At 40.6% G+C, this 19,553-nt stretch carries 19 protein-coding genes; 14 read left to right on the top strand and 5 right to left on the bottom strand.

Annotation, left to right across the window (positions count from 1 at the left end; all coding sequences use genetic code 11):
* The first annotated feature begins 14 nt into the window (after positions 1 to 14).
* Together ACXAHI_RS02315 and ACXAHI_RS02320 are read left to right on the top strand one after the other, a co-directional pair.
* Positions 15 to 3,590, top strand: coding sequence for a dynamin family protein (locus ACXAHI_RS02315; RefSeq protein WP_474845618.1), 3,576 nt, complete (start codon positions 15 to 17; stop codon positions 3,588 to 3,590).
* Between the two features lie 13 nt (positions 3,591 to 3,603).
* Entirely contained in the window at positions 3,604 to 4,416 is an 813-nt protein-coding gene (locus ACXAHI_RS02320) for a sulfurtransferase (protein WP_474845620.1), read from the top strand.
* 44 nt (positions 4,417 to 4,460) lie between these two features.
* On the opposite strand, the gene ACXAHI_RS02325 is transcribed toward ACXAHI_RS02320, so the two are convergent.
* On the bottom strand, positions 4,461 to 5,615 hold the full coding sequence (locus tag ACXAHI_RS02325) for an aminotransferase A (RefSeq protein WP_474845622.1): 1,155 nt from the start codon (positions 5,613 to 5,615) through the stop codon (positions 4,461 to 4,463).
* A gap of 308 nt (positions 5,616 to 5,923) precedes the next feature.
* Positions 5,924 to 7,372, bottom strand: a complete 1,449-nt coding sequence (locus ACXAHI_RS02330) for a PucR family transcriptional regulator (protein ID WP_474845623.1) — start codon at positions 7,370 to 7,372, stop codon at positions 5,924 to 5,926.
* 126 nt (positions 7,373 to 7,498) lie between these two features.
* Between ACXAHI_RS02330 and ACXAHI_RS02335 the strand changes: the two genes are divergently transcribed.
* The 10 genes from ACXAHI_RS02335 (at position 7,499) to ACXAHI_RS02380 (ending at position 17,306) form a co-directional block, all read left to right on the top strand.
* On the top strand, positions 7,499 to 8,866 hold the full coding sequence (locus ACXAHI_RS02335) for an aspartate aminotransferase family protein (RefSeq protein WP_474845625.1): 1,368 nt from the start codon (positions 7,499 to 7,501) through the stop codon (positions 8,864 to 8,866).
* Between the two features lie 17 nt (positions 8,867 to 8,883).
* Positions 8,884 to 9,579, top strand: a complete 696-nt coding sequence (locus ACXAHI_RS02340) for a CoA transferase subunit A (protein WP_474845627.1) — start codon at positions 8,884 to 8,886, stop codon at positions 9,577 to 9,579.
* Complete coding sequence (locus tag ACXAHI_RS02345) at positions 9,549 to 10,205, top strand: 3-oxoacid CoA-transferase subunit B (protein WP_474845629.1); 657 nt, start codon at positions 9,549 to 9,551, stop codon at positions 10,203 to 10,205. The genes ACXAHI_RS02340 and ACXAHI_RS02345 overlap by 31 nt, the downstream gene beginning before the upstream one ends.
* A gap of 3 nt (positions 10,206 to 10,208) precedes the next feature.
* A complete protein-coding gene (locus ACXAHI_RS02350) occupies positions 10,209 to 11,456 on the top strand; it encodes a peptidase (protein ID WP_474845631.1) in 1,248 nt (415 codons plus the stop codon).
* A gap of 173 nt (positions 11,457 to 11,629) precedes the next feature.
* Positions 11,630 to 12,484, top strand: a complete 855-nt coding sequence (gene ablB, locus ACXAHI_RS02355) for a putative beta-lysine N-acetyltransferase (protein WP_474845633.1) — start codon at positions 11,630 to 11,632, stop codon at positions 12,482 to 12,484.
* A 39-nt stretch (positions 12,485 to 12,523) separates the two neighbouring features.
* Positions 12,524 to 13,903, top strand: a complete 1,380-nt coding sequence (locus ACXAHI_RS02360; protein ID WP_474845635.1) for a sigma-54 interaction domain-containing protein — start codon at positions 12,524 to 12,526, stop codon at positions 13,901 to 13,903.
* Positions 13,904 to 14,031: 128 nt separating this feature from the next.
* Entirely contained in the window at positions 14,032 to 15,444 is a 1,413-nt protein-coding gene (gene kamA / locus ACXAHI_RS02365) for a lysine 2,3-aminomutase (RefSeq protein WP_474845637.1), read from the top strand.
* Positions 15,441 to 15,731 carry a YokU family protein gene (locus tag ACXAHI_RS02370; protein WP_474845639.1) on the top strand — a complete coding sequence of 97 codons (291 nt, stop codon included), beginning with the start codon at positions 15,441 to 15,443 and terminating at the stop codon, positions 15,729 to 15,731. Before kamA ends, ACXAHI_RS02370 begins: the two co-directional genes overlap by 4 nt.
* A gap of 122 nt (positions 15,732 to 15,853) precedes the next feature.
* Positions 15,854 to 16,105, top strand: coding sequence for an IDEAL domain-containing protein (locus ACXAHI_RS02375; protein WP_270181974.1), 252 nt, complete (start codon positions 15,854 to 15,856; stop codon positions 16,103 to 16,105).
* A gap of 322 nt (positions 16,106 to 16,427) precedes the next feature.
* Positions 16,428 to 17,306 carry a 5'-3' exonuclease gene (locus ACXAHI_RS02380; protein WP_474845641.1) on the top strand — a complete coding sequence of 293 codons (879 nt, stop codon included), beginning with the start codon at positions 16,428 to 16,430 and terminating at the stop codon, positions 17,304 to 17,306.
* A gap of 1 nt (position 17,307) precedes the next feature.
* On the opposite strand, the gene ACXAHI_RS02385 is transcribed toward ACXAHI_RS02380, so the two are convergent.
* On the bottom strand, positions 17,308 to 17,703 hold the full coding sequence (locus ACXAHI_RS02385; protein WP_270181976.1) for a reverse transcriptase-like protein: 396 nt from the start codon (positions 17,701 to 17,703) through the stop codon (positions 17,308 to 17,310).
* Positions 17,704 to 17,831: 128 nt separating this feature from the next.
* On the opposite strand from ACXAHI_RS02385, the gene ACXAHI_RS02390 reads away from it, so the two are divergent.
* On the top strand, positions 17,832 to 18,008 hold the full coding sequence (locus ACXAHI_RS02390) for a zinc-finger domain-containing protein (RefSeq protein WP_474845643.1): 177 nt from the start codon (positions 17,832 to 17,834) through the stop codon (positions 18,006 to 18,008).
* A 16-nt stretch (positions 18,009 to 18,024) separates the two neighbouring features.
* Positions 18,025 to 18,687, top strand: coding sequence for a reverse transcriptase-like protein (locus ACXAHI_RS02395; protein WP_474845645.1), 663 nt, complete (start codon positions 18,025 to 18,027; stop codon positions 18,685 to 18,687).
* Positions 18,688 to 18,716: 29 nt separating this feature from the next.
* On the opposite strand, the gene ACXAHI_RS02400 is transcribed toward ACXAHI_RS02395, so the two are convergent.
* Together ACXAHI_RS02400 and cspD are read right to left on the bottom strand one after the other, a co-directional pair.
* Complete coding sequence (locus ACXAHI_RS02400) at positions 18,717 to 18,965, bottom strand: DUF2564 family protein (RefSeq protein ID WP_270181979.1); 249 nt, start codon at positions 18,963 to 18,965, stop codon at positions 18,717 to 18,719.
* A 116-nt stretch (positions 18,966 to 19,081) separates the two neighbouring features.
* Positions 19,082 to 19,282, bottom strand: coding sequence for a cold-shock protein CspD (gene cspD, locus ACXAHI_RS02405; RefSeq protein WP_224882404.1), 201 nt, complete (start codon positions 19,280 to 19,282; stop codon positions 19,082 to 19,084).
* Positions 19,283 to 19,553: the final 271 nt, after the last annotated feature.

A 19,553-nucleotide genomic window follows, 5' to 3' on the forward strand; every position in this document is an offset into this window, starting at 1 on the left:
GGCAGCGGAACGATATGAAAAACAGTCAGCAAACAGTACAACTAAGAAATACAGAATTACTGATAAAGCGGCTAGCACTAATCAAAAACGAGTTAGATTCTAAAGAAGCTTCTAAGATCGACCAGCTAATTGCGAAGATTGAGAGTGGCGAGCAGCACTTTTTATTTTCTGGTCATTTCTCTGCCGGAAAGTCTACTTTAATCAACTCTTTATTCGATCAAGATCTATTACCATCGAGTCCAATACCTGCTAGTGCAAACACAGTAAGGGTAAGAAGTGGAGAGCAGGGGGCAGCCGTAGATTTCTTTAATGGAAAAAGAATGATTTTTCAAGCACCTTACAATATTGACACAGTAAAAAACTACTGCTTAAACGGTGATGAAGTAGCTCAAGTCGAATTGAGTGCTCCGTCGTCTTTTCTTGAAGAGGACGTTATTCTAATTGATACACCAGGAATCGATTCAACGGATGAAGCGCACCGATTAGCGACTGAAAATTCGATGTATGTAGCTGATGTTGTGTTTTATGTAATGGATTACAACCATGTTCAATCGGAAGTAAACTATCAATTCATCCGTGAGCTCCATCGACAGAAAAAGAAAATTATATTAATCGTGAATCAAATCGATAAGCATAAAGAATCAGAATTATCCTTTAGCGCGTTTAAAAAGTCTGTAGCTTCTTCTTTTCAAGCATGGGGGATGACGTTAGAGTCCTTCTTCTTCATCTCACTCAGGGACCGTTCACATCCACATAACCAGTTTGAGCAACTGAAGGTTTATATCGAAGGGCTTGCTAAAAAATCAAAAGAAGACAAGATTTTGAGCGTATACGAGTCTGCTCAATCATTGATTAACGAAGTGACGTCGGTTCATCCAGAAGATGATGAAGTGAGCGACGCTGTGTCTTCTATGTCAAAAGCAATCGCATCACAAAAAGAAAGAATCGCTCAAATGGAGGAAACGTTTGATTCAGAGGCAACAAACATTACAAAAGGTGCTATGTTGATGCCTTATGAGGTAAGAGAGGCAGGAAGGGGATACCTCGAATCCATACAGCCTGGCTTTAAAGTCGGACTCATTTTTCGCGATAAAAAAACAGAGCAAGAAAGAGAACAGCGGTATGACGTTTTCGTAGAGAAACTAAAAGAACAGGTCAAGTCTCAACTAGAATGGCACTTTCAACAGTTGCTACTTTCACTAGAAGAAGAGGCAGGGATGGTTCAAAAGAATGAATTAGCTGACTATGCCGTTTCAGTTGATTACTCAATTGTGAAGCAAGAAGCTGAAAAAGGCACAGGGGCAACGGGCGAGGCTGTTCTACATTTTACAGAGAATATCTCAAACAATTTGAAGTCTCAGGTCAAAGTACAATCAGAACGAAAAAAAGACGCTATAATAGAGAAGTTAGAGAAAGAAGCACAAAATTTCCAAGAAGAAGAGAAAGAAAAATTCTCTAATGCAGTAGGTAAAGAAAAAGCGATGGAATATTTTAAGTTAGTAGATACAGCGTCTAAAACGAGAGAAGGATTGGAAGATCTTTTAACAGGGAAGCGCGATTCAGAAGCTAAAAGAATCGACAAGGAAGAGATTCTTGAGCATCCTAACAAAGAGGTCATTTATGTAGAGCCTGATCACTCGACTCAATCTATAAAAAGAACGCATGTTGAGAGAAAGAAATCGATTGCGAATACTAGCTCTCATGATGAACTACCGTCTCGTAAAGAAACGGTCACCGCACTGAATAAGGCTGCCGAGATCATTCAAGACGTTCCTGGACTTACTCAAAGTCGTCGTTCACTGCTGTCGAGGGCAGAAAAGCTTGAGCACAAATCGTACACGGTTGCTCTCTTTGGGGCATTTAGCGCTGGTAAATCTTCATTTGCTAATGCGCTGATCGGTGAAAGAGTTCTTCCTTCATCTCCAAATCCTACGACGGCAACTCTAAACAGAGTATGTCCCGTAAGCTCGGAACACGTGCACGAAACAGCTGATGTGTTCTATAAAACTGAGGAAGAACTGCTAAAAGATATTCAGCATTCACTTTCGTTCTTCGGTGAGAAAACTTTCTCGATTGAAGATAGTTTACGTTTGATTGAAAATGGAAAAATATTCGCGAGAGAATCTTCAGATACAAAACCACATGCATTGTTTTTAAGAGCGGTTTTGGAAGGTAAATCACAGCTTGAATACTTAGGAAAACGTCGTACTGTTGCGATAGAAGAGTACAAAGATTTAGTTGTTAACGAATCTAGAGCTTGTTTTATCGCTTCCATCTCCTTATACCATGATAACGCTCTTACTAGAAAAGGAATTACTTTAGTCGATACGCCAGGGGCTGACTCGATCAATGCGAGGCATACAGGGGTTGCTTTTCAATACATCAAGGAAGCAGATGCAATTCTCTATGTTACCTATTATAATCACGCCTTTTCAAAGGCTGACAGAGAGTTTCTCATCCAGCTCGGTAGAGTTAAAGACGTTTTTGAAATGGATAAGATGTTCTTCTTGTTGAATGCGGCAGACCTTGCAAAAGATAGTGAGGAACTTTCGATTGTTGAAGAACATGTTGAGGACCAACTTGGTCAATACGGGATACGACAGCCTACGTTATTTCCAGTATCGAGTTTAGTTGCCATGAGCGATGAATCTGGCGTTTCAACACTTCCGGACGTATTGCAAGAAAATGGCGGGGTGAAACGGTTTGAAGATCGTTTCTATACGTTCATTGAGTCTGATCTATCGAAAATGGCAATCCAGTCGAACTGGAGTGAGCTTAACCGAATGATTGTGATGCTTGAGTCATGGTTAACGAATTTTGATAGTAATAGTGTTGAGAAGGAAGAGGATATCGAGCGGTTAAAAACAGCGAAGTCAAATGCGGTCAAGAAGATAAATGAGTATTCTGTTAAGTCTACAGAAAGTAAGATCAAACAAGAAATTGAAGAGCTAATTCATTATATTCCTCAACGTCTTTTTTATCGGTTTGGTGATTTTTACAAGGAAGCATTCAACCCATCCATGCTTACTAGAAAAGAGGGATTAGGTAAAGCGATAACCAACCTAGTTGGGGACTTAGAAAAAGATCTGATTCAAGAAATGAGAGCAGCTTCGTTAAGGATGGACTATTTTATTCAACATGAGTTGAAATCAAATCACCGAGAATTATTCAATTTGATCAACAAAGAGTTGCCAGATTTCTTAAGTGAGATGGATAAAATTGAGGAGATGGAAACTCCTGAATTCACAGCTTCTTTAGAAAAATGGATTCCTAGTGAAGAACTAATGAAGACTGCTCGGTCAGAATTTAAAAGTTCAAAGCAGTTCTTTGAACAACAAGGTAGTGCAAACCTTCAAACAAAACTCTCAGCTCTTCTAGATGAGCCGGTGAAACAATATGTGGAACGTATTAAAGACAGTTTAGAGAGCAAGGCTCATCGCTTTTATGATCAGCAAGTGATCAATGTAAGAAAAAACATTGAGAAGAGTGTAGATCAGTTTGTAGAGTCTCAAATCGAAATGAAAATGAGCTCTATTGATAAAAAGCAGCTTGCAAGTAAGATCAACGAACTTAAGTACCTAGCAAAGTAGAGGAGGGAGACAGATGAACAATATTGTATCAGTTGACTGGTTAAAGAAACACCTCGGTGATGAAGATACTATAGTAGTAGACTGCCAATATGATTTATCTGACAAAGAAAGTGGATACAACGCATACCTTAATGGCCATATCCCTGGTGCTCGTTATGCTGACCTAGAAAAGGATCTATCAGGACCAGTAAAAAAGCATGGCGGTAGGCACCCCCTCCCGAACAGGGACAAGCTACAGGCTACATTAGAAAAGCTTGGAATCAACGAGAACTCAAACGTAATTGCCTATGACAGACAGATGGGCGCTATGGCTTCAAGGTTATGGTGGCTACTTGGCTACGCTGGTCATGCGAATCGAGCAGTTCTCGATGGTGGAATAAAAGCATGGGCAGATGCTGGATATAGACTTGAATCAGAAGAAGTGGAAGTGGAGCGTACCTCTTATCACATTACACTTGATGAGAAAATGATCGTTACGATGGAAGAGGTAAGAGACGCAATCAAGCGAGGAGAAAAAATTATCGATTCAAGAGCAGAAGAAAGGTATTTAGGACAAAATGAACCGATCGATAATCGAGCTGGCCATATCCCAACTGCGACGAACCTGTTTTGGAAAAACCACTTAAATTCAGATCATACGTGGAAAGACAAAGAGAGTAGGGGAGGGGTAACGAAAGAAAATAATGCCCCGATCATCTACTGTGGCTCAGGTGTAACCGCTTGTGTGAACCTACTGGCCTATCACGATGCAGGAATTGACGCAAAGCTTTATCCCGGCAGTTTTAGTGACTGGATTAGTTACGAAGACAATCCTATCAAACCATAAAAAAAGCGAGTCCTGATTCAACAATCAGGACTCGCTTTTTTATTTTACAACTTAGAGAGGAATGACTCGAGACGATCCATACCTTCTTTTAAAATCTCCATATCGTACGCGAAGGAAATCCTCACATAGCCTTCACCATATGCTGAAAACGCACTTCCTGGAACTACAGCAACGTTTCCTTCCTTTGCAAGCTTCATCGCGAAGTCAAAGGAAGACATGCCAAATTGTTCGATCGATGGCAGGATATAAAAAGCGCCATCAGGCTTAACAGGAGAGAGGCCCATGTCTACAAGTCTGTTAAACACATAGTTCATTCGATTTTCATATTCTGTCCTCATTGGAATGGCATCAGTTGCCCCATGCTCGAGAGCTTCTAATGCAGCATGCTGTGATACGGATGAAGCACACGAAACGTTGTACTGATGAACCTTTAATATATGCTTTGCGATATTCTCTGGGGCGAATAGGAATCCGATTCGCCACCCTGTCATTGAGTGCGATTTAGATAATCCGTTGATGACGATCGTCTTATCTCGCATCCCTTCAAATTGTGCGATCGAGGTATGCTTTCCGGAAAATGCTAACTCTGAATAAATTTCATCAGATAAAACAAAAATCTCCTTATCTTTCAATAACTCGGATAGATCAGCTAATTCTTGCTCAGAAAGAGCAACGCCTGTTGGATTCGAAGGCGAAGGAAGAATGATGCATGTTGTTTTTGGAGTCAAAGATTTTTCAATTAAGTCACGTGTAAGCTTAAAGTCATTTTGTCTTGTATCGACATGAACAGGTGTTGCTCCACAGAGTGTAATGATCGGTTCATATCCTGGGTACACAGGTCCAGGTAATAGAACTTCTGAGCCTTCCGTTAAAATCGTACGTAACGTTATGTCTATTGCTTGACTCGCTCCTGAAGTTGTAATGATCTCATGATTTGGATCATAAGATAACCCGTATTTTGATTGGACAAAATGTCCAACTGCTTTCCGTAACTGAATCATACCAGCATTGTGTGTATACGTAGTTTTATTGTTATCGATCGCAACTTTCGCAGCATCTTTAATGTGCTCTGGAGTATGAAAGTCTGGCTGACCGATCGTGAGTGAAATCATGTCTTTATAATCAGCAACCATATTAAAGAATTGTCTTATACCAGATATTTCAATTGATTTTACTTTTGGGTTGAGGAGGTGTTCCATAGTCGCGTCTTCCTTTCAGAGAACAATATAAACATAATTGTAGCATAGTTTTATTGGTATCGTCGAAACGGACTGAATCGATCTTTTTTTCCACAATCCCTTTTTTTCTCACCTGTTGATAAATAGAGGAAACCTTAGTATGATAAGCTTTCTGACACTTATCAACAGGTAAAACTATATACCCCATATAGGTATTTTTGAAAGTTTAGGGGGTATCATGACCGGTGAGTAATTACCCACAGAATTCTGTGGATAACCAATTTTCTGACGATAATTAAAAAGTCCGCACGCTTGAATGCGTGCGGACTTTAATTTGAAAGAATTCGGTCGGTTAGATAAGCTAACAGTGCAATTTGAATGTGTATGCGAAGCTCGTAGGAATAAATGTTGATTCCCGTTAATTTCTCAAGCTGTTTGATTCGATAGTTTAATGTATGGCGATGAATAAAAAGTTTTTCTGCGGTTCGATTGATGACGAGATTGTTTTCGAGAAACGTCTCAAGTGTTTTAAGAAGTTCTGACTGGTGTTTTTCATCATAATGGATAATAGGAAGCAATAGAGGTTCGTAGTACGTATTGAGGTCTACGCCATTGTCTTTTAGCTGTATAAACATTTGATATGCGCCAAGTTCTTCATACTTGACGATTGGATTACCTTTATACTTTGAGAATAAATGAGCGGCATAAGCTTCTTTGAGTGCCTTGTCGAGATCATGAATTCCGACAACGTAGGAGCTGATGCCTGAAGAAGAGCTCTGTGTTTGAAATGCATCGAAGTCAGTGAAATCTCCTGTGAGTAAAAGGATAAGGTGATCGATTTTCCTTTTTGCAATGCCTTTTGTCTTGGTTATAAGCCGTTCGTGAACGAACTTTTCAAGGTGTTCAAGGTTATGTGAGGAAATGATGACGATTCGATTCTTTCCTTTGAAGTCAAATCCTAATTCATTGCTTTTCTTTAGGATGGCTTCTTCACTTTCATAGTTCTTTGTAAGCAATATATCTAAGAAATCAGCTTGAATTTGAACTTTCGTATCATGAATAATTTGTAGTTTTTGAAATTCGATAGCAAAGATTGGAATAGCTTGTTCTAACGCCAGACGGTCTAAAGGTGTGATTTCACCTTCTTTTTGAATCACCATCTTACCGATGACCCGTCCATCTCCTCTTATATGATCCGTCTCTTCTACGTGAATTTTTCTATGAACGAGTGATGAACTTGCTAATAGGTTTTGGTCTTTATCGTATAAGAACACATTTCCGTTGATAAGCTTCGATAGAGATCGTGAGATGACAGAGAGTCCCACATTTTTTAAAACGAGTGAAGTTAAATCTTCTTGTATTCGCTGCGTATATGCGAGAATAGAAAGCTGTTTGTTAACGAGCTGTTCGAGAATACTCCTCGTCACAGTTGAAAAGTTCATCGTTCTAGGTATCTCGAGTAAAGGTAGCCCTGTACGATTAGCGGCTGCGATCATACTGGTCGGAATCACATCGAGATAGAAGCCAGTATGAATGGCGAGTGCTGAAAGTTTCCTGCTCGCTAGCGTATCGATTAAATCTGTATAAAATCCTTCTGCTTCATGCCATCCATACGCAGTTGTAATTAAAAACTCACCTTCATGTAATCGTGAAACATCCTCCATCACTTCTACAATCGTGATCCATTTAATGTTATTGTGAAGCCCCTGTTTTCCTGCGATCAATTTTATTTCTTTCATCTCTGGTAGTTGAAGCGCTTCATATACTGTGATCGACATGGATGTCCCCCCATTCTCTTATCCAAATCGTACAATAAAGTCAGAATTTTTTGTATAAAAAGTAGATAGAAAATTCTTGTTTTTCATCATAGGCTAATAATAAAAAGAAAAAGGGGAAGTGATTTTATGAATAGAACTCATTTAATCAAACCACTTCTCGGATTGGACTATGGGGTCATTTCGCACGGTAAGGGAATTTACTTGTATGACGAAGATGGCAACACGTTTATAGACGGTTCTTCTGGTGCCATTACTGCGAACTTAGGTCATGGCGTTAAGGAAATCACTGAAGCGATGATCAAGCAAGCTGAGAAAGTTTCGTTTGTTTACCGTTCACAGTTCACTAGTCGTCCCGCGGAAGAATTAGCCGAAAAATTATGCGACTCAGCACCTGGGGATTTAAATTATATCTTCTTTGTAAATAGTGGATCTGAAGCGATGGAAACAGCGCTGAAAATCGCCGTTCAATTTTGGCAGGAGCAAGGGAGACCTACGAAGAACAGGGTAATATCAAGATGGATGAGCTACCATGGGATTACGATGGGGGCATTATCGATGTCAGGACATGTGATACGTAGAAGTCGCTTTTCTTCCATGCTAGAACATTACCCATCTCTCTCTCCGCCATATTGCTATCGGTGTACGTTTGAGGGGAAGTGCCCGAACTGCTCTGAGCTTTATGCGGCAGAATTTGAACAAACGATTCAGAGACTCGGTGCTGATACGATCGCAGCATTTGTTTGTGAGCCAGTGATCGGCGCAGCCGGAGGAGCAGTTGTACCACCTGATCACTATTTTAAAGCGATGAAAAAAGTTTGTGATCGCTATGATATTTTATTTATTGCTGATGAAGTGATGACTGGACTTGGTAGAACAGGAAAGATGTATGCGATGGAACACTGGGGTGTTCAACCTGACATCATCGCATTAGGGAAGGGAATGAGTGCAGGATTTACACCGATGGCAGGAACGTTAGTATCAGACCGAATCATCGAAACGATCTACAATGGGTCGAAGATTGTACTGAGTGGTCATACGTTTAGCGCAAATCCCCTATCATCGGCAGTTTGTCTAGCGGTCTTTGACTATTTAGAACGTAATAACGTCATCAATAATGTTGAAAAACAAGGTGACCTTCTTATGAAAGGTCTAGTGAAGCTCAAATCCCTTTTCCCAATCATAGGAGATGTAAGAGGAAAGGGTCTACTCACTGGCATAGAGCTTGTGAAAGATACGATATCAAAAGAACCCTTCCAACTTGAACATCAAATAACCAACAGGTTGATCAGTCATTGCTACGATGCTGGGTTACTCGTCTATACTGCTGCAGGAGGACTAAACGGATCGGCAGGCGATGCGATACTCGTTGCACCGCCCCTCATCATAAACGAAAAAGAAATAGAGTTGGTACTCGATAAACTTCATAAAGGATTCACGAGCTTGATGAAAGAACTGATGGATCAAGGACTTTATGAAGCAAGGTCGATCAGTTGATAAAGGGGAGGAAGAAAATGAGAAAGAGTAAACTCTGCCATCTAGATGATCTTGACCTCTTGAAAGATGGAATGACGATCATGTGTGGTGGGTTTGGAGGCGTTGGTTCTCCACCAACCTTGATCGATTGGATATTGGATTCTGGCATAAAGGGGATTACATTGATTTCTAACGATGCAGGGTTTCCCTGGATCGGACCAGGAAAGCTCGTCACTGAGAAGCGTGTGAAAAGGTTGATCGCTTCGCATATAGGGTCGAATCCAGAGGCTGGGAAGCAGATGCATAACGGAGACCTTGAGGTAACGTTTTACCCTCAAGGAACCCTTGCTGAGAAAATTCGAGCAGGCGGCATGGGACTCGGAGGAATCTTGGTGGACGTTGGACTAGGAACGTCGATTGAAGAAGGAAAAGAGAAAGTTACCGTGAATGGAAGAGAATTTATGATTGAACCTGCATTACAAGCAGATTTAGCGATAGTTTCGTGTAGAAAGGCCGATGGGTATGGGAACCTCATATATGATCAAAGTGCTAGAAATACCAACCCCCTCGTCGCTTCAGCAGGGAATATTACGATAGCAGAAGCTGATGAAGTTGTGGATATTGGACAGCTGCACCCTGAAGAGATCATCACACAGGGTGTTTTCGTGGATCATGTCGTACAAAGTAAGGGGGTTGATTGGAAATGGGTATGGGAGCTGAAACAAGAAAGTTGATCGCGAAGCGAGCAGCAGAAGAGATTGAATTCGGAATGATGGTTAATCTTGGAATCGGTATTCCTACTCTCGTAGCTGATTATATTCCGGATTCTTTAGGGGTCATGCTCCACACGGAGAACGGGATATTAGGAATGGGAGGAAGTCCTGAACAAGGACATGAAGACGGAAATCTTTCTAATGCGGGAGGCTATCCCGTATCGATCATTAAAGGAGCTTCATTTTTCGATAGTGCTGAAGCGTTTGGGATGGTTCGAAGGGGGCATCTCGATATTACGATTCTTGGCGCATTAGAAGTAAGTGTTAAAGGTGATATTGCAAACTGGATCGTCCCAGGAAAGCGGGTGCCAGGTATGGGAGGAGCGATCGACCTCGCTCAAAAAGCAAAAAAGGTGATCGTTCTGATGAGTCATACCACAAAGGATGGCAAACCCAAAATACTTACTAACTGTTCGCTTCCTCTTACTGTAAAGGAAGGAGCTAACATGATCATAACAGAAAGGGCTGTCCTTAAGATCGAGAGTGATGGACTGAAGCTGATTGAAATTATGCCAGGATACACCGTTGAAGACATCCTTAATTCAACTGAAGCGGAAATTGAAATCGAGCTCGTCAGGAGGAATTGAAGCATGGGAAAAAACGTAAAGGAATGGATGGAGAGAAACAAAGAGTATGGAATAGAACTCTTACGAAAGCTTGTTACATGTGACAGTGTGCAAGGGAACGAAGCGCATGTACAAGATATCGTTGAAGCAGAACTTAAGCAGTTAGAGTTACAAGTCGATCGGTTTGTTCCGGGGGAGGAAACGACATCTCACCCTTTCTTTTGTGCGAACCGTACTGACTTTTCAGATAGCCCGAACGTCGTAGGTGTAAGAAAAGGTACGGGTGGAGGACGTTCATTGATATTAAATGGTCACGTTGATGTTGTGCCCCCTGGTAAGAGAGAAGACTGGACTAGTGATCCATACAGCGGTGAGGTAAAAGACGGAAAGCTTTACGGAAGAGGTTCGACAGACATGAAGGGGGGCAACACCTCCATGTTACTCGCTCTTAAATGTCTGAAAGAACTAGGTGTTTCTCTAAAAGGAGACCTGATCTTCGAAAGCGTCGTAGAAGAGGAAAGCGGTGGGACAGGGACCCTTTCAACCATCCAAAGAGACTATAAAGCAGACGCTGCACTCATTCCTGAACCGACTAATTTGAAAGTGTTTCCGAAGCAACAGGGTTCCATGTGGTTTCGATTGCGGATTAACGGCCAATCAGCTCACGGGGGAACACGATATGAAGGAGTTTCAGCGTTAGAGAAAAGTTTGATTGTCATCAACGCGGTTCAAGCTCTCGAAAGAAATCGCAACCAAAAGATAAACGACCCACTATATAAAGATATTCCGATTCCAGTTCCGATCAATTTAGGAACAATAAAAGGAGGTGACTGGCCGTCTTCTGTTCCTGATCAAATTACGATCGAAGGAAGGATGGGTGTTATTCCAGGGGAGACTTTAGAGGATGCCAAGGAAGAGATGGCGAGCGCGCTTAACGCGATCGATGATGAATGGTTAAAGAAGCATCCCGTCGAACTCGAGTGGTTTGGAGCTAGATGGCTCCCAGGAGAAGTACCTGTTGAACATCCATTGCTAGCTATCTTACAGCGTAACTATAAGAAGAGCGCTGGCGAAGAATTACAAATCGAAGCATCTCCTTGGGGGACTGATGGAGGCCTACTTACTGAACTGGCAGATACCCCTTCTTTAATCTTTGGTCCTGGAGAAACAGCTCTTGCACATTATTCGAATGAATATGTAGACATTGATAAAATGATGCTCGTTGCAGAAATTTACGTTCATACCATTATAGAATGGTGTGGCCAAACATAAAAAGATATAGTTAGCAATTCTTTCAGTGAGGTAGGTTATTAGCGTAAGCATCCAATAATATGAAGACGTTTAGCTTGATAAGAACGGGGAACCGTTCTTATTCTTTTTATCGTGGAGGATTTCGGTAAGAAAAAAGCGAAAAAAACAAAAAGGAAATAAAGGTGGGGGAAGGTATGGGAGAGCATAGAGAATTAGCGATGGACCAGCACTATAAAGGGACTGACTATGCATTTCATTGTAATCACGATCTTTTTAATGAACGTATTAGAATTGAACACTACTCAGGAAATGTAAAGCATGTGATCGCTCATGTGCTTCGTCTTTTTACAAACGATTACTCCAAATGTATAGTCAAAGTGAAAGAAGGAGACTTTTCAACATTTATCAGCATGGGTTTTTCATACGAAGGAACAATCAATCGCTACTTTTCTGGTGTCGATATGCATGTGATGACGAAGTATAAACAAAGCTGGCGCCGTAATTCGAAGCGCTGGGAAGAAGAAGAAAAAATTATCGATGGAGTTTTTGCGAAAACACCTTCACCTCTCTCTGAAAAACCAAACATGAGACGAGCGTCTGAGAAAGATGCAGAAAAGCTATCAACCTTGTATAAAAAGGTATTCGACGTATACCCAACTCCGATGGACCAACCGGAGTATATACGAAAAGTAATGAAGGAAGGCACGATCTTTTATTTGGTCGAAGATGATAAAAAAATAACGAGTGCGGCATCTGCAGAAGTAAACAGAACGTTCCAGAATGCCGAGATTACAGATTGTGCAACGTTACCTGATAGTCGAAAAGGTGGTACGATGAGACATCTGATTCACGCCCTTGAATCCACCCTGTTAGAAGAAGAAATTTACTACGCCTACTCGATCGCGAGGAGCTTGTCGTTTGGGATGAATGCAGTCTTTTGCCAGCTTGGATATGAATACGGTGGAAGGCTCACAAATAATGTGAAGATTTATTCCGATTGGGAAGATATGAATCTATGGAGTAAATCTCTTGGAGTTAGTGCCGAATAATTGGCGATGTAGACGGAAAATGGGCGGGAGGGGGAAATTATGGTCAAACAAAGCGCTATGACGGATGGAATGTTTCAAGCTATATTAGAAAGCATAGATGAAGGAATTCATGCTGTTAATAGTGAGGGTTTGACGATCTATTATAATGAAATCGCCGCGAAGCATGATGGATTGAATGTTGAAGATGTCTTAGGAAAACACTATCTTGAAGCATTCCCTTCACTTTCTAAAGAAACGAGCACACTTTCATATGTTCTTTCAACAAAGAAGCCGATCTTTAATAAAGATCAAACATATAGAAATGTAAGAGGAAGTCTTGTCTCTACCATAAATACCACTCTTCCGATCATCGTGAACGATGAGCTAGTAGGTGCTGTTGAAATTGCGCGGGATATCAGTAGAATAAAGAAACTTTCTGATAAAGTGATGGAACTCCAAGCTAAGTTGACGAACAATACTTCAAAGGAATTTGATAATGGTACGTCATACACGTTTACAGACATCATCACATCAGATGAAACGTTTCTGAAAGTGAAGAAATGGGCACGGATGGCCGCACAACAAGTATCGCCTGTTCTCGTGTATGGGGAAACAGGTACAGGTAAAGAGCTAATTATTCAATCGATCCATAATGCTTCAGGAAGAAAAGGTGCATTTATCGCTCAAAATTGTGCAGCGTTGCCTTCAAGTATTCTAGAATCTATTTTGTTCGGTACATCTAAAGGGACGTTTACAGGTGCTGAAGAACGACCTGGTTTGTTTGAGTTAGCTGATAAAGGAACGTTGTTTCTCGATGAGATCAATTCGATGCCAATAGAAATACAAGCAAAATTGCTGCGTGTTCTTGAAGATGGTGTTATTAGGAGAGTGGGAGCAGTCAAAACACGTCGTGTCGATGTTCGGATCATCGCAGCGTTAAACGAAGAGCCTGAATTAGCCCTAAAAGAAAAAAGGTTACGAGAAGATTTGTTTTACAGATTAAACGTCGTGTATTTGAAGATTCCGCCTTTGAGAGAAAGGCGAGGAGATATTCCTGATTTAATCTATCATTTTATTCGAAAATATAATCATAAATTAAACAAACATGTTCTAGGCATTGAAAAAGAAGCCTTATCGCTACTGTGTGATCGGAAGTGGCAAGGTAATGTTCGAGAGCTTGAGCATGTTATCCAATCAGCGATGAACTTCTCAGAGACCGACAAATTGTTAATAGAGGATTTTCCTGCTATACAAATAAGCGAGACTCCTATGCAGTCGTCTGGATCACTTAGGGACGTGCTACGCCATACAGAAGTTCGGTTGATCGAGAAGGCTATGGAAAGCGCAGGAGGAAACATTCAAAAAGCAGCCAAGCAGCTACAGATCCCTAGGCAAACATTGCAATACAAGCTCTCAAAATACGAAGGTGCCGAAAATTGAGCATAAATGATTTATGCGTAAGAAAAGGTCAGTAATAAATGTAAGCTTAAAAGAGTTTTAAAGAAATAATGGAGCTGGCATCAAACTTGCATAGTATATCAGTAGATTCCAAGAAGGGGGAATGTACGATGCTTATGCAACTCTATAAGCCAGCACGACATTGGAAGGATATCGAACTTTGGAAAGATGTTACGGAAGATCAATGGAACGATTGGATCTGGCAGCTTACAAATACGATTCGAACGCTTGACGACCTTCGTAAAGTCGTTAACCTTACTCCTGATGAGGAAGAAGGAGTTAGAATTGCAACGAAAACGATTCCGTTGAATATCACACCCTACTACGCGTCTTTAATGAATCCAGATGACCCTAGGTGTCCAGTGAGAATGCAGTCGATCCCTATTTCAAAAGAAATGCACAAAACAAAATACGACCTTGAAGATCCACTTCATGAAGATGAAGACTCTCCAGTTCCTGGCTTAACCCATCGTTATCCAGATCGTGTTCTTTTTCTTGTTACGAATCAGTGCTCTATGTACTGTAGATATTGTACGAGGAGACGTTTTTCAGGACAAATCGGAATGGGTGTTCCGAAGAAACAATTAGATGCAGCGATCAATTACATTTCCCAAACGCCAGAAGTAAGAGACGTTCTTATCTCCGGTGGAGATGGACTGTTAATCAATGACAAAATTCTTGAATACATCTTAAAAAATTTACGTGCGATACCACACGTAGAGATCATTCGAATCGGTACGAGAGCACCTGTTGTTTTTCCGCAGAGAATAACGGAGGACCTTTGCAACATTCTGAAGAAATACCACCCTGTCTGGCTGAATACTCACTTCAACACGAGTATTGAGATAACCGAGGAATCAAAGAAAGCGTGTGAGATGCTCGTAAATGCTGGCGTGCCGGTTGGAAATCAGGCTGTTATTCTCGCAGGAATTAACGATAGTGTGGCGATTATGAAGAAGCTGATGCATGACCTAGTCAAGATTAGGGTTCGACCATACTATATTTATCAATGTGATTTATCTGAAGGCATTGGACATTTCAGAGCTCCTGTATCAAAAGGACTCGAAATCATCGAGGGATTGAGGGGGCACACATCAGGTTACGCAGTACCTACGTTTGTAGTGGATGCACCAGGTGGAGGAGGGAAGATCGCCCTTCAACCGAACTATATGATATCCCAAAGTGCAAATAAGGTTATCCTGCGTAATTTCGAAGGCGTGATCACGTCATACCCAGAACCAGAAAACTATACGCCTGGAACGGCCGATTCTTATTTTAATAGTATCTACCAGACGGAAAAGAAACCAGCGATCGGAATAAGTTCATTGATGACGGATGAACGATTCAACCTTGTACCTGAAGGACTGCAAAGGCTGAACCGAAGAAGTAAATATGGAGAAGACCCAGATCATGCTTCTTTAAAAGATCAAAGAGAGAAGCGAGATTTAATGAAAGAAAAGAAGTTTAAAGCTGAGCAAGCAAAGTACAACAAGAAGGATGAGGCTGAGGAGGAAAGTTCATGAGGTGTAAATGGTGTGAAACAGAAGGAGCTTTCGAGACTCTAGGCACTGGGTATTGGGAACTCCCTGATGGTTCCCGTGCTGTTGAAATAAAAGATTTACCCTCTGTTCAATGTATTGATTGCGGGATGTGTTACCAAACTGATGAACTTGTTGGGGATGTTGAAGAGCAAATGATGTTGATCGATACTTCCAAGCTTCCTTCATCATTTACCTTTAAGGAATTGATGGATCAACCGAGGCTTTTAAAAAAGAATTACTTTGACATCGATCGTTATCCTCTTAAATAGCAAGCAATAGAAGAGGTTGACCAACTACAAACGAAATTTAATCGGAATATTCTGAAAAATATTGATATTTTGACGATTCCCTCGTATAATAATAAAAAGAGCTTCTAAGGGGGGAGAGCAACATGAACAACCATCATAAATCGTATAGAGACAACATGAAAGAAAAAGCGATGAAAAAGAAGAAAGATCAAGAAACGTTTGAGTTGGAATTGTACGCCCAATTAATCCTTGATGAAGCTGTCTTTACCTTCCAGAAAAACCGTTATCAAGACACGATCAACTTAGCCCTTGATCGCCGAGACGAAAAAGCATTTCAGGAAGCATCAGAACAATACGTCACGTTTCTACGTTCCTACAAGCAGGCGCTTCATTAATTCTTGAATAGAAATGGGCGACTCTGACACACACTAATTGTAATGATAAATAAAGGAGTGTCATCATGGGTCGTCAGAAAAAAGGAAATGCAAATGCTCAGCGTAACAACAATGCCAAGAAGGAACAGAACATCCCGTCATATGCAGAGATCGAAGCTCAAAAATTAAAGAATCCTCAACAATAAGTACAACGCAGACTGCCGATTATCGGCAGTCTGTTTCTTTTCGCATGAAGGATAGATCACTAAAAAATTGGAAAAGTTCATGCAGACGGTTTATGTTACCATAAAGGAAGGTATGTAATGAAAGGATGACCGAATTCATGAACCGATTAATTTTGATAGATGGTTTTAATTTACTAAGTAGAGGATATTTCGCGACTGCTTACGGGAAATCAGAAGATCAGTTAACACAAACACCTGAAGGACTTTATACGAATGCGCTAAGGGTGAAATTTCAAAAAATCATGTCGTTGATCAATGATTATAATCCAACTCACTTTGCAGTTGCATGGGACGTCAAACGAGATGAATCAAAGCGTAGGGAGCTTTTCAAAGAATATAAGGGTACTCGAGGTGAACTTCCTCCACCATTGATTCAGCAATACCAAACTGCAGTGAATTTTTTTGAAGCAACAGGAATTCCTCAATTAACTGTAGAAGGGTTTGAGGCGGACGATGTGATGGGAACTCTTTCTCATCGGTGGAGTCTCGACGAAATGGGAGACTGTTTTATTTATAGCAATGATAGAGACTTGTTGCAGCTTCTGAATAAGAACGTTTCACAAATTATCGCGATTCGTAAAGAAGGAGACAAGGTGTACACGGAAGACCATTTTAGGACGGAGTATGGAATTACGCCAGATCAGTGGATCGATGTGAAAGCATTATTAGGAGACAAAAGTGATAATATCCCTGGGGTTGCTGGGGTAGGAGATAAAGCAGCATTGCCACTTGTACAACAATACGGCTCTGTTCAAGGAGTATATACGAGTATCGAAACATTAGATGCAAAATATAACAGATATCGAAAGAAGTTAATAGAGGGAGAAGAATCAGCTATGTTGAGTCTTCAACTCGTAAAAATCGAAAAACAAATACCAGACCTTGCTGAACATTCGTTTGATGATATTAAGCTGACTCTGGATTATGAGAAGTTACAAACGGAGCTAGATGCATTGGGATTGAGGATAAGAATATAGGTTATCCTGCTGTGTTTAATTGGATGGCTTTTCTAGCAAGCTCATCTGCTACTTTATTCTTAGAACTAGGAATCCATTTAATAAAACATAGATCAAATTCATCTACCAATGCGAGGGCACTGGAGAGGTAAGTTTCATACGTTCGCTTTTTCGTTTGCCTTCGATCGATCGCATCACTCACAAGCTGAGAGTCCGTTCGAATCGAAATGATTCGATGTTTCTTTTCAAGGCAAATGCGTAGAGCTTCGATCAACGCCTGAAACTCTGCTTCATGGTTGGAAAGTGTGCCAAGGGGAACCGAAGAGCGAATGACTTCTCCATCCCCTTTTATAAAGATTCCAGCACCTGATGGTCCTGGGTTACCAGCACTTGCTCCATCTATATAAACTTCAATCACTTTTGTTTCCTCCCCCCTGATCAAGTCTTTTTGTATTCTATCATATACATCAACAGCACTGGAAGACATACATTTAAGGTAAATGGAGAAACTTGATATAGAAGGGGACGAGTGTAGGAGTGAAAGAAATGAAGAAAAAAGAAGTTATGATGGAAGTGGGGCTAATTCTAGATACATACTGCGATGGGTGTTTATTAAAAAGAGTGAATCAACATGACTATGGCAAGTGCCATGCCCAGCGTTTTTGTATTACGGAATGTTCTGTGGGTGATGAATTAAAGCAGCTCGGAAAGCACCTTACATGAATAAGGAGTTTAAATGATGAACGTGATTGTAAAGTGGAAATACAAGACGCCTAGAGGAATTCAAGCATGGATGACATCTGATGAGATACCTGCACATCAAGCGATAATAATGGCAAAAGATATTGAAAAAACCGGACGTTCCATCGACCTTTATTTCCTTGATACTCGGGGAATGAAATGGTCACTGAAAGAATTTGAAAAATTCACATCAAAAAAAGAAGAAAGCCTTTCTTCCGTGGAGATTTTTTTTGATGGAAGCTTTGATAAGGAATCTAGAGAGTCTGGCTGTGGCGCTGTCATTTATTTCTTTGAAGGAAGAAAGAAAAAAAGGATTCGTGTGAATAAAGCTCTTAGCTATCTGGAAAATAACAATGAAGCTGAATACGCAGCGCTTTGGACTGGCTTACAGGAGCTAAAGAACATCAAAGTCGATGATACCGAGATCATGATCAAAGGAGATTCAAAAGTAGTGATCAGCCAGCTCTCAGGAGAATGGGCAGTATATGAGCCGCTTCTAACAAAATGGATGGATCGCATTGAAGCTACGTTGAAGGAATTAAGGCTGCAGCCAATTTATGAGCACGTTACACGTAATGAAAATAAAGAATCGCATAGACTCGCTGTACAAGCTTTAAAAGGTACTGAAATCGACAGTGTGATCGAACTTGATGATAACTAAACATAGAAAAAGCAGCCGAGTGGCTGCTTTTATTCTTGTGCTTCCCTTAGCTGCGTATCGCATTTTTCAATGAGTTCACTGGAAAACTCAAAGAAATTCTCGTTTACGCCTGTTTTATGTGCTACTGCTTGTTGAAATTGTTGTTTTGCTTGATTTAACGCATCTTGTGCGGCCTTCAACTGATTGTCGTTCATGCTTTTAGTAGCTTGTCCAACGAGGTGTTGAGCGGACTTTATCGACATTTCGATCTGTTGAAGATCAGAATACGGTTCTGACATACTATCCCACCTTTACGTATTGTTCTGGAATAGTATGACCAAAAAGAATAACCGTTAATCGTTTCAACTTAAAAAGGGACTGATGTATTCATCAGTCCCTTCCAAACGTATATTAATTAAAGCTTGTTTACGTTAGCAGCTTGAGGTCCGCGGTTTCCTTCAACGATTTCAAAAGAAACTTCTTGACCTTCTTCTAGAGTTTTGAAGCCTTCGCCTTCGATAGCGGAGAAGTGTACGAATACATCGTCAGCACCTTCAACTTCGATAAATCCAAAACCTTTTTCAGCGTTAAACCATTTTACTTTTCCGTTTTGCATGTTTGTTCCTCCTAAAAACTTAGCACGTTCTTCGTGCAACTTAATTTTCCCCATTTACATTGTGTGTTCGTGAATCAAGCAACGATCTTTATGTACGTCATGCACAATCGAGAAGGTCTGACTAAATTCAATAAATAATCAGCAATATAAACGGTTGTTTAAAATATACTGTATTTTAAGAGAAGTGTCAAGCTTTCAAAGACTCCAGTTGATTATTCTTAACGTAATTAATAAACTTAGTTAAGATATATATGGAAATAGTATAGGGTAT

The organism is Anaerobacillus sp. ABD4_527 (assembly GCF_056160805.1).